This window comes from Methanoculleus sp. UBA374 (assembly GCA_002508705.1).
GTDB classification, from domain to species: domain Archaea; phylum Halobacteriota; class Methanomicrobia; order Methanomicrobiales; family Methanoculleaceae; genus Methanoculleus; species Methanoculleus palmolei.
This window is the reverse complement of record DAYL01000034.1, coordinates 151327-164773: the sequence shown is the minus strand read 5'-3', so window position 1 is coordinate 164773 and position 13447 is coordinate 151327. Positions and strand designations below refer to the sequence as shown.

19 protein-coding genes and 2 tRNA genes are annotated in these 13447 nt (G+C 61.1%); 4 read left to right on the top strand and 17 right to left on the bottom strand.

The window, feature by feature from the left end; all coding sequences use genetic code 11:
• The first annotated feature begins 4 nt into the window (after positions 1 to 4).
• Entirely contained in the window at positions 5 to 598 is a 594-nt protein-coding gene (locus BRA42_RS14160; protein WP_342770245.1) for a DUF99 family protein, read from the top strand.
• Here BRA42_RS14160 and BRA42_RS14155 read toward each other — a convergent pair.
• Together BRA42_RS14155 and BRA42_RS14150 are read right to left on the bottom strand one after the other, a co-directional pair.
• Complete coding sequence (locus BRA42_RS14155) at positions 572 to 1018, bottom strand: universal stress protein (protein WP_292405159.1); 447 nt, start codon at positions 1016 to 1018, stop codon at positions 572 to 574. The genes BRA42_RS14160 and BRA42_RS14155 overlap by 27 nt on opposite strands.
• 63 nt (positions 1019 to 1081) lie before the next feature.
• Complete coding sequence (locus tag BRA42_RS14150; protein WP_292405163.1) at positions 1082 to 1618, bottom strand: type IV pilin; 537 nt, start codon at positions 1616 to 1618, stop codon at positions 1082 to 1084.
• A 268-nt stretch (positions 1619 to 1886) separates the two neighbouring features.
• Here BRA42_RS14150 and BRA42_RS14145 point away from each other — a divergent pair, with 268 nt between their 5' ends.
• Positions 1887 to 2825, top strand: a complete 939-nt coding sequence (locus BRA42_RS14145) for a radical SAM protein (RefSeq protein WP_292405165.1) — start codon at positions 1887 to 1889, stop codon at positions 2823 to 2825.
• A 73-nt stretch (positions 2826 to 2898) separates the two neighbouring features.
• Positions 2899 to 3624 carry a PP2C family protein-serine/threonine phosphatase gene (locus tag BRA42_RS14140; protein WP_292405168.1) on the top strand — a complete coding sequence of 242 codons (726 nt, stop codon included), beginning with the start codon at positions 2899 to 2901 and terminating at the stop codon, positions 3622 to 3624.
• Positions 3625 to 3642: 18 nt separating this feature from the next.
• On the opposite strand, the gene BRA42_RS14135 is transcribed toward BRA42_RS14140, so the two are convergent.
• The 3 genes from BRA42_RS14135 to BRA42_RS14125 all read right to left on the bottom strand — a co-directional run bounded on the left by BRA42_RS14135 (position 3643) and on the right by BRA42_RS14125 (position 4724).
• Entirely contained in the window at positions 3643 to 4173 is a 531-nt protein-coding gene (locus BRA42_RS14135) for a HEAT repeat domain-containing protein (protein WP_342770246.1), read from the bottom strand.
• Between the two features lie 354 nt (positions 4174 to 4527).
• Positions 4528 to 4600 (bottom strand) — tRNA-Asp (locus tag BRA42_RS14130).
• Positions 4601 to 4617: 17 nt separating this feature from the next.
• Positions 4618 to 4724, bottom strand: a tRNA-Tyr gene (locus BRA42_RS14125).
• A 132-nt stretch (positions 4725 to 4856) separates the two neighbouring features.
• Here BRA42_RS14125 and BRA42_RS14120 point away from each other — a divergent pair.
• A complete protein-coding gene (locus tag BRA42_RS14120; RefSeq protein WP_292405174.1) occupies positions 4857 to 6413 on the top strand; it encodes a 2-isopropylmalate synthase in 1557 nt (518 codons plus the stop codon).
• A 38-nt stretch (positions 6414 to 6451) separates the two neighbouring features.
• Here BRA42_RS14120 and BRA42_RS14115 read toward each other — a convergent pair whose 3' ends face one another.
• The 12 genes from BRA42_RS14115 to BRA42_RS14060 all read right to left on the bottom strand — a co-directional run bounded on the left by BRA42_RS14115 (position 6452) and on the right by BRA42_RS14060 (position 13430).
• Positions 6452 to 6817: a prefoldin subunit beta gene (locus BRA42_RS14115; protein ID WP_292405177.1), complete on the bottom strand. Its 366-nt coding sequence runs from the start codon at positions 6815 to 6817 to the stop codon at positions 6452 to 6454.
• Between the two features lie 143 nt (positions 6818 to 6960).
• On the bottom strand, positions 6961 to 7242 hold the full coding sequence (locus BRA42_RS14110; RefSeq protein ID WP_292405181.1) for a KEOPS complex subunit Pcc1: 282 nt from the start codon (positions 7240 to 7242) through the stop codon (positions 6961 to 6963).
• Positions 7242 to 7646 (bottom strand): hypothetical protein, encoded by a 405-nt coding sequence (locus BRA42_RS14105; protein WP_292405183.1) that lies wholly within the window; start codon positions 7644 to 7646, stop codon positions 7242 to 7244. Before BRA42_RS14105 ends, BRA42_RS14110 begins: the two co-directional genes overlap by 1 nt.
• Complete coding sequence (locus BRA42_RS14100; RefSeq protein WP_292405186.1) at positions 7643 to 7774, bottom strand: DNA-directed RNA polymerase subunit P; 132 nt, start codon at positions 7772 to 7774, stop codon at positions 7643 to 7645. Before BRA42_RS14100 ends, BRA42_RS14105 begins: the two co-directional genes overlap by 4 nt.
• A gap of 6 nt (positions 7775 to 7780) precedes the next feature.
• Complete coding sequence (locus tag BRA42_RS14095) at positions 7781 to 8071, bottom strand: 50S ribosomal protein L37ae (protein WP_292405189.1); 291 nt, start codon at positions 8069 to 8071, stop codon at positions 7781 to 7783.
• A 55-nt stretch (positions 8072 to 8126) separates the two neighbouring features.
• On the bottom strand, positions 8127 to 8828 hold the full coding sequence (locus BRA42_RS14090; protein ID WP_292405192.1) for a ribosome assembly factor SBDS: 702 nt from the start codon (positions 8826 to 8828) through the stop codon (positions 8127 to 8129).
• A gap of 12 nt (positions 8829 to 8840) precedes the next feature.
• A complete protein-coding gene (psmA, locus tag BRA42_RS14085; RefSeq protein WP_292405194.1) occupies positions 8841 to 9563 on the bottom strand; it encodes an archaeal proteasome endopeptidase complex subunit alpha in 723 nt (240 codons plus the stop codon).
• Positions 9563 to 10045, bottom strand: coding sequence for an Rpp14/Pop5 family protein (locus tag BRA42_RS14080; RefSeq protein ID WP_292405197.1), 483 nt, complete (start codon positions 10043 to 10045; stop codon positions 9563 to 9565). The genes psmA and BRA42_RS14080 overlap by 1 nt, the downstream gene beginning before the upstream one ends.
• Positions 10042 to 10686 carry an RNase P subunit p30 family protein gene (locus tag BRA42_RS14075; protein ID WP_292405200.1) on the bottom strand — a complete coding sequence of 215 codons (645 nt, stop codon included), beginning with the start codon at positions 10684 to 10686 and terminating at the stop codon, positions 10042 to 10044. Before BRA42_RS14075 ends, BRA42_RS14080 begins: the two co-directional genes overlap by 4 nt.
• A 36-nt stretch (positions 10687 to 10722) precedes the next feature.
• Positions 10723 to 11313 (bottom strand): 50S ribosomal protein L15e, encoded by a 591-nt coding sequence (locus tag BRA42_RS14070; protein ID WP_292405203.1) that lies wholly within the window; start codon positions 11311 to 11313, stop codon positions 10723 to 10725.
• Between the two features lie 130 nt (positions 11314 to 11443).
• Positions 11444 to 11938 (bottom strand): cyclic pyranopterin monophosphate synthase MoaC, encoded by a 495-nt coding sequence (gene moaC / locus BRA42_RS14065; protein ID WP_292405206.1) that lies wholly within the window; start codon positions 11936 to 11938, stop codon positions 11444 to 11446.
• An 88-nt stretch (positions 11939 to 12026) separates the two neighbouring features.
• Positions 12027 to 13430 carry an NAD(P)H-hydrate dehydratase gene (locus BRA42_RS14060; RefSeq protein ID WP_292405208.1) on the bottom strand — a complete coding sequence of 468 codons (1404 nt, stop codon included), beginning with the start codon at positions 13428 to 13430 and terminating at the stop codon, positions 12027 to 12029.
• Positions 13431 to 13447 lie beyond the last annotated feature (17 nt).

Here is a 13447-nt window from a genome sequence, read left to right as displayed (position 1 = left end):
TCGTATGCACGTAGCCAAATCGGGGCTCCGGGTCCTCGGTATCGCCGAGAGTTACTCGGGGAGGGAGCAGTCCACCCTTGCCGGCGTCGTCATGCGAAAGGACCTCTGGATCGATGGAGCGGCCTTTGCCCGGGTGACCGTCGGAGGGTCCGATGCCACCGATGCGGTCATCCAGATCGTTACCGGACTTGCCCGCAGGGACATCAACCTCCTGATGATCGGCGGGAGCGTCATTGCCTGGTACAACATCATCGACCCGGCGGCGGTACGGGACGTAACCGGACTCCCCGTCGTCATCACCACCTATGAGGAGTCCGGGGGGCTCACGGAGGAGATCCACCGACACTTCCCGGACGATGCCGGCAGGCTCGCTGCATACCGGCGGCTCGGCGACAGGACGCCCGTCCGGTTACATACCGGGTATGTGCTCTTCATCCGTCCTTATGGGCTCTCCCTCACGGATGCTGCGAGGCTCTGCAACGATTTCACGCGCGAAGGAAGGGTGCCCGAGCCGGTCAGGGTGGCACGACTCATCGCCCGCGGCATCCTCCGATCGTCCAGGTTCGGCGGGTCAGGTCCTGATGACCATGACCGCTGAGGTCACGTGATCGACGACGTAGGAACTGACACTCCCGAGGAAGAAGCGGTCGAGCCGGCCCCTGCCATGCGACCCGACCACGACGAGGTCGGTGCCGAGTTCCTGCGCGAGAGCGGTGATCTCCGCGCCGGGGTGCCCCCAGCGTTTGTGGAGAGTTATCGGGACACCGGCGGCGGCAGCTTTCCGTTCCGCGTCGGCAAGGATCGCGTCCGCCTCCCGATCAAGCGAGTCGAGAAGCGCCTGCCTTGCCATATCCGGAGGCTCGAGTCCGTCGAGAGGAAGAGCGGGATACGTACCGGTCGAAACGACGTGCACGGCATGCAATGGAGCCTTGCTGGCGTGGGCGAGGGCCACGGCTTTTTCAAGCGCACGGCGGCTGATCTCCGATCCGTCGACGGCGACGAGTATCGAGTTGAACATAATACTCTCTTGAGAACGTCCTGATACAAATACATGGTCTCCGGCGAGGGGACGCGGTCGACTTCACGCCCGCACCGTGTGTTTCGAGATCACCTTTCCGGTCCGGGTATCCACGATCTCAACGGTGACCTCTGCGTTCGGATAAAGTGTACAGTCGGCAAGATCCACGATCATCTCCTCGCCCGGGTTCCAGTAAGGGGAACGGCAGCCTTCGCCTTTGATGTATCTCACCCCGTAGTGGTGCGACGGTATGAGGAGGTGGCCGTTCAAGGTCTGGACGATACAGACCTTCTGGCCGTTTAAATAGAAAATTGCTTTCAGGGCGTCGTTCTCGTAGACCGCGGTGCCGTTGTTGAGGAGGAAAACCCTGCTTGCATAGGTCAACTGTCCGGTCTCGTCGCTGTAGTGTGAAACCCCGGTTATGATGATCGGAGGAGGCAAAGGCTCCGTCCAAGACGGGATCAACGCAAGCACCGTCAGCAGGAGAAGAGCGGCGAGGATGATGGTAACGGCGACCATCAGAATTGTAGCGTGGACGTTCGAAACTGCGCGGTCGCTCTCGCCGGCCTGCCGTGTTGCGTAGAAGGCGCCACCATACAACTGATCTTTAATGCCGCATCATCTCACGACCGCAGGGGTGCTGGCGCGTGTGGGTCTCAGCCTCCGGAGATGGTTACGCTCACCGAACATCCGCCGATGAGAAATTTATTACGGTACGTATAAAGATATCGAAATGGTTCGACGACGGTGGAAGGGAACAGAAAATATTGTTCGGGGCGGCCGGGCACACCCACCTGTCCGTGCCCGGGACGAGACCTGCGGAACGAGAGAGGAAAACCTTCATCTCTGCGAGATCAAGAGGGGGACCATGGCTGAAGCAGAACAAACCCAACCACCCGGCTACGTAGACCTGGCACGGAGCGGCGAACTTGAGGAGCGGGCGCGGCGCGCGCACGAGGTGCTCCGCGACTGTGTCGTCTGCCCCCAGGAGTGCCGCGTGAACCGCATTGAAGACGAGCGGGGGTTCTGCCGGACCGGGCTCTTCCCGATGGTCTCAAGTTACAGCCCGCACTTCGGTGAAGAGCCGCCTCTGGTGGGGAGATACGGGTCGGGAACGATATTCTTCTCCGGCTGCAACATGCGGTGCGAATTCTGCCAGAACTTCGAAGTCAGCCAGTGCGGATTCGGCCCGGCAGTCTCATGCGAAGACCTCGCCGGAATCATGCTCCGCCTGCAGGAACGCCGATGCCACAACATCAACCTGGTCTCCCCCTCGCATGTCGTCCCCCAGATCCTCCGTGCGGTCGCCCTCGCCGCCCTCCAAGGCCTCCACATCCCGCTGGTCTATAACTGCGGCGGTTACGACTCTGTGGAAACCCTGTACCTCCTCGACGGCGTCATCGACATCTACATGCCGGACGCCAAGTACGGCCGGGATGGTGTGGCGTGGGAACTCTCGCATGCCCCCGACTACACCGCTCGCATGAAGGCCGCGCTGAAAGAGATGCACCGGCAGGTAGGCGACCTGGAGGTCAGAGACGGTCTCGCGGTGCGGGGCATGATCATCAGACATCTGGTGCTCCCCGGAAATCTCGCAAACAGCGAGATCGTGATGAAATTTATTGCCGAAGAGATATCACGGAACTCCTACGTAAATATCATGGCCCAGTATCACCCGGCATGGAGGGCGGCCGACAGAGGAGGGAGCCCGGTGCTTGCGGCACTGCAACGTCCGATCACGGCGCGGGAGTATGGGTATGCCGTCCGTTGCGCGGAAGAGAACGGACTCTCACGGGGATTTCCCTGAGAGATGCCTGGCATACTCCTGGATAGAGATCTCACCGAAAAAATATTCACTAGAACGTCCAGAACACTGTGCAATGCAGGCGAGGGGAGAAACAGAAATCCGGTACGCGGTGATGAGCGATATCGGGAGACGGGAACGAAATGAGGACGCCTACCTTGTCGACCGGGTGGAGGGATATCACATATTTGCCGTCGCCGACGGTCTCGGGGGGCATGCCTGCGGGGACGTTGCGAGCAGGACGGCAGTCACCGTCCTCGCAGAGGTTGCACGCAAGAATCTCCCGGATATAGAGCCCCCGGAACTGATTATACACGCATACAATCTCATAAACGCTACGATTCGGGAGTATAATCATGAGAGGCGCCTGGACGCCGGGACAACGCTTTCGGTAGCGATTGTCGGCGAATCGGGCAGGTGCTGGATCGGCACGGTGGGCGACAGCAGGACGCACGTCATCACGCCATCGTCCGTCTGGCATACGCGAGACCAGAGTTATGTGCAGAGCCTGGTGGATTCGGGCGTGATCACCCCCTCTGAAGCGATGCACCACCCGAGAAAGAACATTCTGACACAGGCGCTCGGACTGGATGCCCGGGTGCAGGTCGATCTCGACCGCGTGGAACTTGCCGGAGCGGTCCTCGTCATCAGCTCGGACGGGCTCCACGACTACGTCCCGGAGAGCGCCATCCAGAAGATTGTGCTCGCAAACGAGCCCGGCACGGCATGTCGGCAATTGCTCGCCGCCGCCAGGGACGCGGCAAGCACCGACAACAGCACCGTGATAGTCGCAAAAATGTGACCGGATCACCGACCCGGGTCACGAAGAAGACGTCCCGTCCGCTCCCGCATCGCGGAGCGCCGCAAGGATTGCCGCACGAACGCCGTCGGCAGTCTCGTCTTTGAGGGCAGCCCGGAGCGCCCCGAGCGCCTCCTCACCGCCGATCTTCCCGAGGGAACGGGCGGCGCTCCGCCGCACAAACTCGTTCTCGTCGTGCTGCATGACCCCGAGGTGCGCGACCGCACGCGGGTCGCCGACGAGGCCGAGGCCCTTCGCCGCCATATAACGGACATGGTCTTTTGCGTCGTCGAGGGCCGCGACGAGGGGCGCATACGCTTCGCCGTCACCGACGAGGCCGAGGGCTTCCGCCCCACGGTAGCGCACCTTCCAGTCGTCGTTCTGCAGTAAGGCTATGCAGGCAGGTATCGCCGGTTTTCCGATTGCGGCAAGCCCGTGCATCGCTTCCGCCCGAACCGCTTTATCCGGGTCAGTGAGTCGGGAAAGAAGAGCGCGCAGGTCCTGCATACGGGAACAATCGTCTTCCGGGCATGGCGGTGGATCAAGAGTCATCACAGGTCACATCCACAAACACAACGTTGTTTACAGTATTTGAGGGGGATGCATAATAAGTATCAGGCCAGGCCGCCGGGGTCCGCGGCAGGACTCCGGCCGTCAGGTCAGAAACCCGCAGGCGTATATCGTCAAACTTACGAGAACAAAGAGACCGGTTCCGAGGATGAGTAACCCCAGAGTGTCAAATACAGAATCACTCTCAATCCATTTCGCCAGAGCGTGCATGACACCGGGTATTGCATTCGGGTATATATATTTATCTACAGACTGCGGATGCCCGAAGGAGGAACCGACCGGCAGCATCCCGGCGAAGATACACTCCGTTCAACGCCAGAGATAAAAAAAATTTGACGCCCAGGACGGAATTCGAATCCGTGTCGACGGCGTGACAGGCCGTCATGATAGGCCACTACACTACCTGGGCACTTCTTTGTCTGGGGATCCCGCCTCCCGGATTCGAACCGGGGACATCGCGGTAGCCGCGCAGTTCGCCCGAGAGCGAAGACTATACTACAGCCGCGCACTCTACCAGTCTGAGTTAAGGCGGGTCTCTGCTCTAACAATGTTAGAGCGAGTAGTAGTTAAATATTTCGTCAAATCTCTCAGGTACCGCACGGGCGGGACATCAGGCTATAAATACACCCTTAAACAATGGATAAGTATGAATTCTACAAACGCTGATGCACCTGGGAACGCTGAAGCGTACTGTTTTCTTCACCGATAGCCGTGCGAAAAAGAACGTCACCGTTTTCGACACCACGTTGCGCGACGGAGAACAGACGCCGGGCATCTCATTCACGCTTGAAGAGAAACTCGGAATTGCACAGCACCTCTCCGATATCGGGGTACACGCCATAGAAGCAGGCTTTCCAGCCTCCTCCACCGCCGAACGCGAGATCGTCAAAGCCATCAAGGGTCTCGGGCTGGATGCCCGGGTCTGCGGCCTTGCACGGGCGCTCCCGGCCGATGTGGATGCATGCATCGACTGCGACGTCGATCTGGTCCATGTCTTCATCCCGACGTCCGACGTTCAGCGCGAGTACACGATCCGGAAGACACGCGAGGAGGTCCTTCGCGCCACCGGCGATATCATCGCATACACCCGCGACCACGTCGGCCAGTGCATGTTCTCCGCGATGGACGCCACGAGGACCGACTGGGACTACCTGATGGAGGTCTACCGCGTTGCGGTGGAGGCCGGGGCCACGGTCATCAACGTCCCCGATACCGTCGGCGTGATCACGCCGGCGGCCATGAAGCGCCTCATCACCCGGATCGAGGAGGAGGTGAACTGCCCGATCGACGTCCACTGCCACAACGACTTCGGACTTGCGGTGGCAAACACCATCGCGGCGGTCGAGGCCGGCGCCTCACAGGTGCAGGTGACGGTGAACGGCATCGGCGAGCGGGCGGGTAACGCGGACCTCGCACAGACGGTAATGGCCCTCTCGTCCATCTACGGGATCGATACCGGCATCAAAACGGCGAGTCTTGTGGAAACCTCGAGGCTCGTTGCACGCTACGCGGGAATGAGCATTCCCGCCACGCAGCCGATCGTCGGTGAAAACGCCTTTGCTCACGAGAGCGGGATCCATTCACACGGTGTGATCGCCCGGTCGGACACGTTTGAGCCCGGGATCATGACCCCGGAGATGGTCGGTCACCGGCGCAGGCTGAAACTCGGCAAACATGCGGGCAGGCATGCGGTCAGGCAGATGCTGGCCGAGGTGCATATAGAGCCTGCCGACGCGCAACTCGACGAGATCGTCCTGCGGGTAAAGGCAATTGCCGGCAAGGGCAAACGGGTGACGGACGCTGATCTCTACGAGATCGCCGAAAGCGTCATGCAACTTACCCCCGATGAAAAGACCCTGCACCTCCAGGACGTCGCTATAATGACCGGCAACCACGTGATCCCGACGGCCAGCGTCAGGGCAATCGTCAACGGAGACGAGCACATCTTCTCAAGCGTCGGCAACGGACCGGTGGACGCGGCCGTGCGGGCAATCCTCGGCATCATCCCGGCTCCGGTTCACTTAAAAGAGTTCAACATCGAGGCGATCTCCGGGGGTACGGATGCCCTGGGGCATGTCACCATCGCCGTCGAGGACGAACGGGGCCGGGTCTTTGATGCCAGCGCCTCAAATGACGATATCGTCCTCGCGTCGGTCGAAGCAGTGGTCAATGCGATCAACCTGGTCTGCCGGACGCGAAAGAGCGACCGCGAGCAGGAGTAATGAACCCACTCCTTTTTGCCCGCCAAAAGATTTTGAATTCAGGAAGCTTCGGGAGGCTTCTGCTTTCCTTCCAGTGCCTCCCGGACCTGTGAAGAGAGTTGTTCAAACCTGCCCTGCAGGGCTTTCTCCTGTTTTTCAAGCGACTTGACCCGAAGCTCGAGCGTTTCAATGCGCTCGTTTAAGGAAGCGAGTACCTGCTCCCTGCTCTTCTGCATCATGACGCTGCCGACGTTCATGAATACAGCCGCATCCTCCGGGACGTCGCCGAGATCCTCGACCGCCCGCCTGGCCTCGCGGATCGTCAGTTCATACTGGGCTTTCTGTGAGACCACGGTCTGCAACTGCTGCTGCATCTGCTGGAGCATCGCCAGCTGGTTCTGGACTTTCGGTGGGATATTCTCCATATACATGACCCTCCTGAAATGGGACGAAGATGGGTAACAATATTTCGCATGGCGAACGGGGAGCCGCCCCGTTCCCCCATCCTATCTCTACATGATAGGGCGTGAAACCAATAAAAGGTGAGGGTCGGGGGAAGAGAACGCCGTCAGGGTTCATCGGCGACCCATTTCACCCGGACCCGAGAGGGCAAGGTCGCTACGACGATCTCCCGCATCTCAATTGCGATGTTGATCAGCCGCAGCCAGGTGTTGAGGGCCGCACGGAGTGCCGGTATGTCGGCGGCGGTCACCTCAAGAACGAGCGTATCGGCACCTTCGAGCCGCACACGGACGGACGAACGGTCGCCTACGTCGCCCATCTCCTGACAGACGGAGAGATAAAGGGCACGGACGTCATCGACCGTGAACCGGAACGTTGCCGAGTGCATCAGGGGACAACCTTCAGGATATAGTGCTTTCGTTGTGTCCCGTCAAAGGCGATACGGTGCTCGGGAAGAGTATCACCGGCAAACGTGACGGCGATCTGACCCCCAAGCGCCTCACAGACGGAGCGGTCCGAGACGAAGAGCCCGCGGGCAAGCACCCCGCCCCGCTCCTCGACGGTGAACGATTTAACAGGGATCTCCGCCACCGATTCTTCATTCGAGAAGACCTGGATGAGAAAAAAAGGACCCGACCGGGAGACGATCACAACCGACTCATCAAGGGAAATGAGGTCGCCCATGCCCGCCTTGCCACGGGTGACATACTCCCCGCCGATCGCGAACGCCAGATCCCGGGCGAGGGAACGCACTTCCGGGACCGGTTTACGCGACGTCGTGACGACCGTCATCGAGCCTTCAGGTCTTTTATTGCAGCGCCGCGCTCTTTGAATAAGATCCGGTGCCCACAGTAGGGGCAACGTATATTGACGTCGATATCCACTTTCTGCTTACAACGAGCGCATTTATAGGCAGCCACGACCGATTAGCCCTCCTTCTGCAGCGAACGCTCGATACTTCGTGCAGCGACACGCATCGCAGGCGTTTCGGGGACGTAACTGCCGCCGGCAAACTTAAACCCGCACTTGCGGCACGTCCAGATACCCGTTCCCTCACGCCTGACCGCCACCTGATCGCAGCGGGGACAGGCGTGGCTCGCGCGGGAGACCGCCTCGATCTGGTTGATTCTCTTCCGGATAAACCGGCCGTACCTCGGGCCGAACCGCCCGGAACTCCCGACTACCCTTCCCTTGGCACTCTGTCTGCGATTTGCCATTTCGCGTACCTCTTGTATGTCCTCTAATTTTTGTTCTGTCGACTAATATAGTTACTCACGACATGCGTTCAACGATCCGGGTCTCTGCATTTCCCTTGGAGACTTTGTTCACCAGATCATAGAACTCATCCTGGGCGCCCGCCGGAATCCTGACGACGGCAATCCAGGAACCATCCTTCTGCCACTCGTCCTGTTCAAGTGTCCCCGCAGTCGTGATCTCGTAGGCCCTTGCGGCGTACTCCGCGGGAATCTTTACGGCGATGCGAAGTTCCTCAAAACGGATGGGGAGGAGGGGACGGAGTGCCTTGACCACCTCTTTGACCTGTTCGTCAACGGACTTGAAGGGGTCGATGCTCACCCTCGCCTCTTCCATGGCAAGTTCGATACGCTGCGGAGGGTGAGGGAAACCGGTCTGCGGATTGACGGCGTTCCTCGATATGAACGTGATGACCCGGTTTCGCTTCTCTGCAATAAGGTGGCGGCGCTGTTCGGAGGTGAGATGAATCTCACCCTTCTTGATGATCCGGAGTGCGGCCGGTTCGAACTCGGTCGTCTTGAAGACCTTCAGAAGGGACTCATCGGACGCCCGCTCGGCGTGAGCGGCATTCGAGAAGATGGAGTCGGCCGCTACGACCTCCTCCAGTTCGACGTCCTCCCCCTGCCGGATGCGCATGGCCTGATCGGGGTCGACAAGCACTTCAAACCGCTCTCCGTAACTCTCAAGCCGCGCTACAACTGCCTGATCCAGAGGTATCATTGGGGGTCCCGCTCACTCTTCAAACTGGTCGACGTAGGTCTTCACTTCTTCTTTCTCCAGCTTCCGGAACTCCCGGGCCTCGGTAGAGACGACGCCGATCTCGATGGCGCTCACGTCAAGCTTCCCTTCGGTGGCGGCATGGAGAGCCTTGATACCGAGCCTTATGGCGTCGGCGAAGTCGGCATCCTCCCGGTACTCGTCCTCGAAGACTTTCATGACCGCGGGCCGCCCCGTCCCGATACCGGTCGCTTTGTACTCGAGCAGCGTGCCGCTCGGATCGGTCTCAAACAGCCGGGCCTCCCCGTCGCTGATCCCTGCAATCAGGAGAGCGGTCCCATAGGGGCGTGCACCGCCGAACTGAGTGTAAGTCTGCATGTGGTCGCAGAGCTTTTTTGCGAGAATCTCGACGTTGATCGGCTCGTTGTACGAGACACGGTTGATCTGGGATTCGACCCGCGCCCTGTCCACGAGAGCCCGCGCATCGCCGACGAGGCCGGAAGATGCCACACCGATATGTGTGTCGATCTTGAAGATCTTCTCGATGGACGCCGGCTCAAGGAGACGGGAGGTCACCCGTTTATCGACGATCAGCACGACGCCTTCGCTGCACTTGATTCCCACGGCCGTCGTGCCCCGCTTCACTGCTTCTCTGGCGTACTCAACCTGGTAGAGCCTTCCATCCGGGCTGAAGACTGTGATCGCCCGGTCATATCCCATTTGATATTGTGGTTGCATTATCGTTCCTCCAAATCGGCTTCGGTGAAAAACAATGACTTCTGATGCTTAATACCTTTTTCGACCAGATCAACCTTTCGATGAGGATAGTGATACACCGAGAAATAAGTTTCCCCGAACACCGCTTCCCCGGCCTCATTCTGCGGCCGGATCGGCTTCATCCGGCGCCGCAGTGCGTGGATGGTCCCGGAAGTGGCGACCGTCCGGAGGGCGGCCCGCTCGTTTCCAATCGCGGTGACCGTTGCAAGCGCAGCCGCGATATCCTTCTCCGTTCCCCGTCGACACCGGACCACGGCATATCCACCATCGCAGAAGACCACCGCCGGTTGTGCGAGACCGACGACCGCATCGCCAAGGAGCGAGGACGCGGCCTCGATGACCGAGAGGTAGACCCGCTTTGGGTCCGCAGCCATTCCATAGGGGAGAACCCGCACCAGGATGTAACGCCGCTTTGTCCGCATCGCCGGCGGTCTTGGTTTCATCTGATCACCCTTACGGGCTGTTTCGGTTCGGTGAGCAGGTCGACCGATGCGAAGGCCTCACTCACTTCCGCCCCCGTCATGCCGAAGAGCGCACAGAGACCCCGGACCTCCCGGACCGACCGCTGATCGAGTATCGAGCGTGCGCCCGACGATATCGTCAGTGGAAAGCCGTAGCGCCGCTGCAGCGAGAGAATGTCCGCATACCGCTCCAGCGTCTTCTGGCGCTTCGTCCCGCGGGACTGGATGATGGGAGCCATCGAAAGGTCCACCCCCACGCCATGCTCCGCCGCCGACCGTGCGGCGACGTGGTCAAAGGCATTCCTCCGGGTGGCCTGGATATTCCTGATGACGTGAACTTCTTTGATCGCGACAACGGCCCGGTTGAAAGAGGTGTCCCCGGCGTTGACGAAGACCACGTCGGCCCGCCGGACGGCGGGCTCGCGCACCTGCCTGAGGATGTCCTTCTGCGATGCGGCATCGATCACGACGCCCTGAAGGACCTTAAGCCCGGTAGACGGACGCCCTACCCCACCGATGGCGACGATGCTATCGAACCCGAGTTCTGTTGCTTCGAGCGCCATCCGTGCAAGCGTTGAGTCGCCGGCGGGGTAGGGATGTACACTGGCGTCTGTGATCTTCATCGTGGGTAGACCGTATCTAATAAAAAAAGAAGGTAGTTATTTGCCGCGGTTCGCGTTGGAGCGGATGCTCGGCCGGGTCTTCTCGGTTCCGCGCCCGCGCGCCCGCATACCCCGCCCCTTCATGCCGGCGGAGGTCTTGCCCCGCTCCGCACGGCCGCGATGGACCGGGCTAGCAAGCCATGCGAGGTTGCGGTCGCTCTGGATCGCCGGGTGATGACCGTCGACCAGGATCACCTCAAACCACTTGGCCCGTCCATCTTCCCCGACCCAGTAGGAGTTTAAGGCCTCCATGTTCGGGAACTTTCGGGACGCACGCTCTTCGGCCATGCGCTGCAGGCTCTTTGCCGGGGTCATCCGGCGCATGCCCATGCGTGCGGTTCTGCGCCCGCGGATGTACCGGGGCTTTCTCCGGCCGCCGCGGCGGATCTTGACCCGCACGACGACGATGCCCTGTTTGGCCTTGTATCCAAGCGAGCGGGCCCGGTCGATCCGGGTCGGGTGCTCAACGCGCACGACACTCCCCTCGCGCCGCCACTTCTGGAGGCGCTCCCAGAGGAGACCGTTCACTTCCGACCTGCCGGGCCGCTTCCATGCCTCGCGAACGTAGGCATACATTGACTTTGCCATTCTTTTAATCACCTCAGGTTCAGCGTTTCCGCCACATTCCTTTCCGGGACGTATCCCGTGGCTCCTAACAGGTTAGCGAGAACACAGATAAAAGATTCCTTTTGCCGGCGAAAGGTGCCCGCAAGAAAACCTAGACACCCTTGCGCTTCTCCACGACGTGGACGGCATCGATCCGGGTGACCGGATACTGTCCGTTTTCGTCTTTCTCCGCCGACTTGACCATATCCCAGACGGTGAGAAGAGCGACGGAGACGCCGGTGAGCGCTTCCATCTCGACGCCCGTCCTCCCGTAAGACTTCACGCGGGCGGTCGCTTCGATATAGCCGTCGCCTTCCGCAAAGTCGATGATGATGCCCCCGAGAGGTATCGGGTGGCACATGGGGATGATGCGCGGGGTGTCTTTCACCGCGAGGGTTGCCGCCACCCGTGCGGTCGCAAGCACATTGCCCTTAACCACGGTCCCTTCCCGGATAGCCTGAAGCGTCTCGTTTCGCAGGTAGATCCTCCCGCTTGCAACCGCTTCCCTGGAGACCTCGGACTTTGCCGAGATGTCTACCATCTGCGCGCGGTCGTTCTCGATGTGGGTGAAGACCGGGGTCTTACCCTCTTTGCCGGACTCGTTCATGGGTATCGCAGGAGATCTTCTCGTTCTTCGGGGATAAAAGAGGGCGTTTTCGGGAGCGCCTCGGAGTGACCGGAAGCGGGCCGGAACGTTATTTCGGTGTTTCGCCCCCGAAGAGTTCTTCCGGAATGTAGTCCAGCATATCGGTGGCGAGCATCCCGCACCGGCGCTCCTCCGCGGCCTGCATACCGGCCCTGCCGTTTGCGTACGCGGCGATGCAGGCCGCCTCGAACGCGGGGAGATGGCAGAGGCCCGCCCCTGTGACACCGGCGAGCAGGTCGCCCGTCCCCCCGGTGGTCATGGCAGGGGTTCCGGTCCGGTTGAACCTGACCCGCGCCCCGTCGGAGACGACGTCGACCGGACCTTTGAGCAGGATGGTCCCAGTCGTTGCGGCGGCCTTCACGCACCGGCCGCGCTCCACAAGGTCCGCCGGCGGTTCCGTCCGGAAAATTCTCGCGAACTCTCCGGCGTGCGGGGTGTAGACCGTCTCTTCAGCCGCCGGCAGGGGGAGGGCGAGCGCATCGGCATCAAAGACCGCTCGTTTCGCCGCCCCGGCGATGGCGAGCACGACGTCATGGCTCCTGGTCCCGAGGCCCATGCCGCAGACAACCACATCGGCCCGTTCAACGAGCCGGAGGATCGTCTCCAGGTGATCGCTCGTGATCACCCTCCCCTCCAGGCGCTCGTAGATCAGGTCGGGCATGGGGATGTAGGCGGGAGAGGCTATCCGGACGATATCGGCCCCGGCGCGGAGCGCACCCATCGCCGCGATGTAGGGCGCCCCCTGGTAGGGCCCGCCCCCAACCACCAGCACCTCGCCCCCGGCGCCCTTGTGGGCTCCGGATGCCCGTGCCGGGACGAGGGTGAGGTCGCCGGGACCGGTATAGACCTCCGCTTCGAGGGGGATGCCGATATCCGCCACATCCGCACCCTCCACCTTCGGCCGGTGGAACGATACTATCTTCGCCGCCCGGATGCCGGGGGTGGGGATATCGACGGCGACGACCGGTGCCCCGCTTGCGTTTGCCCGGGCGACAAGGGTTGCAAACGGTTCCCGCACCGCCCCCGAGAGCCCGGTGCCGATCATCGCGTCGACGATGACGTCGGCTGCGGTAAAGAGAGGGCCGAGCCGATCGGTCTCGGCGGCACACCGGACCCGGTGAAGGACAACGGAGCAGTGCCGGAGGAGGGATTCCTGAGCAGCGGCCGCAGGAGTCATCGGGTCGCAGTCGGGGCAGACGACGTCGACCGCGTCGAGGTGCTGGAGGTACCGCGCCGCCACCATCCCGTCGCCGCCGTTGTTCCCCCTCCCGCAGAGGATGAGAACGCGGGAGGGCCCATATGCAAGGACGGCATCGGCGGTCGCCTTCCCTGCGCTCTCCATCATCGAAAGCGACGAATGGCCGAGCGCAACAGCGTTCCCCTCGACCGCCCGCATCCTGCCGGCGTCGATCACGCCGGTCTCCAGAAATTCACGCATTTCGTTTGTCGCCATGTACCGTCTCTCCGGAA

What these genes read in the sequence shown, in the direction of transcription:
- BRA42_RS14160 (WP_342770245.1), top strand. Translation starts at nt 5, where the DNA reads ATGCACGTAGCCAAATCGGGGCTCCGGGTCCTCGGTATCGCCGAGAGT.
- BRA42_RS14155 (WP_292405159.1), bottom strand. Translation starts at nt 1,018, where the DNA reads ATGTTCAACTCGATACTCGTCGCCGTCGACGGATCGGAGATCAGCCGC.
- BRA42_RS14145 (WP_292405165.1), top strand. Translation starts at nt 1,887, where the DNA reads ATGGCTGAAGCAGAACAAACCCAACCACCCGGCTACGTAGACCTGGCA.
- BRA42_RS14140 (WP_292405168.1), top strand. Translation starts at nt 2,899, where the DNA reads ATGCAGGCGAGGGGAGAAACAGAAATCCGGTACGCGGTGATGAGCGAT.
- BRA42_RS14135 (WP_342770246.1), bottom strand. Translation starts at nt 4,173, where the DNA reads ATGACTCTTGATCCACCGCCATGCCCGGAAGACGATTGTTCCCGTATG.
- BRA42_RS14120 (WP_292405174.1), top strand. Translation starts at nt 4,857, where the DNA reads ATGCACCTGGGAACGCTGAAGCGTACTGTTTTCTTCACCGATAGCCGT.
- BRA42_RS14115 (WP_292405177.1), bottom strand. Translation starts at nt 6,817, where the DNA reads ATGGAGAATATCCCACCGAAAGTCCAGAACCAGCTGGCGATGCTCCAG.
- BRA42_RS14110 (WP_292405181.1), bottom strand. Translation starts at nt 7,242, where the DNA reads ATGCACTCGGCAACGTTCCGGTTCACGGTCGATGACGTCCGTGCCCTT.
- BRA42_RS14105 (WP_292405183.1), bottom strand. Translation starts at nt 7,646, where the DNA reads ATGACGGTCGTCACGACGTCGCGTAAACCGGTCCCGGAAGTGCGTTCC.
- BRA42_RS14095 (WP_292405189.1), bottom strand. Translation starts at nt 8,071, where the DNA reads ATGGCAAATCGCAGACAGAGTGCCAAGGGAAGGGTAGTCGGGAGTTCC.
- BRA42_RS14090 (WP_292405192.1), bottom strand. Translation starts at nt 8,828, where the DNA reads ATGATACCTCTGGATCAGGCAGTTGTAGCGCGGCTTGAGAGTTACGGA.
- psmA (WP_292405194.1), bottom strand. Translation starts at nt 9,563, where the DNA reads ATGCAACCACAATATCAAATGGGATATGACCGGGCGATCACAGTCTTC.
- BRA42_RS14080 (WP_292405197.1), bottom strand. Translation starts at nt 10,045, where the DNA reads ATGAAACCAAGACCGCCGGCGATGCGGACAAAGCGGCGTTACATCCTG.
- BRA42_RS14075 (WP_292405200.1), bottom strand. Translation starts at nt 10,686, where the DNA reads ATGAAGATCACAGACGCCAGTGTACATCCCTACCCCGCCGGCGACTCA.
- BRA42_RS14070 (WP_292405203.1), bottom strand. Translation starts at nt 11,313, where the DNA reads ATGGCAAAGTCAATGTATGCCTACGTTCGCGAGGCATGGAAGCGGCCC.
- moaC (WP_292405206.1), bottom strand. Translation starts at nt 11,938, where the DNA reads ATGAACGAGTCCGGCAAAGAGGGTAAGACCCCGGTCTTCACCCACATC.
- BRA42_RS14060 (WP_292405208.1), bottom strand. Translation starts at nt 13,430, where the DNA reads ATGGCGACAAACGAAATGCGTGAATTTCTGGAGACCGGCGTGATCGAC.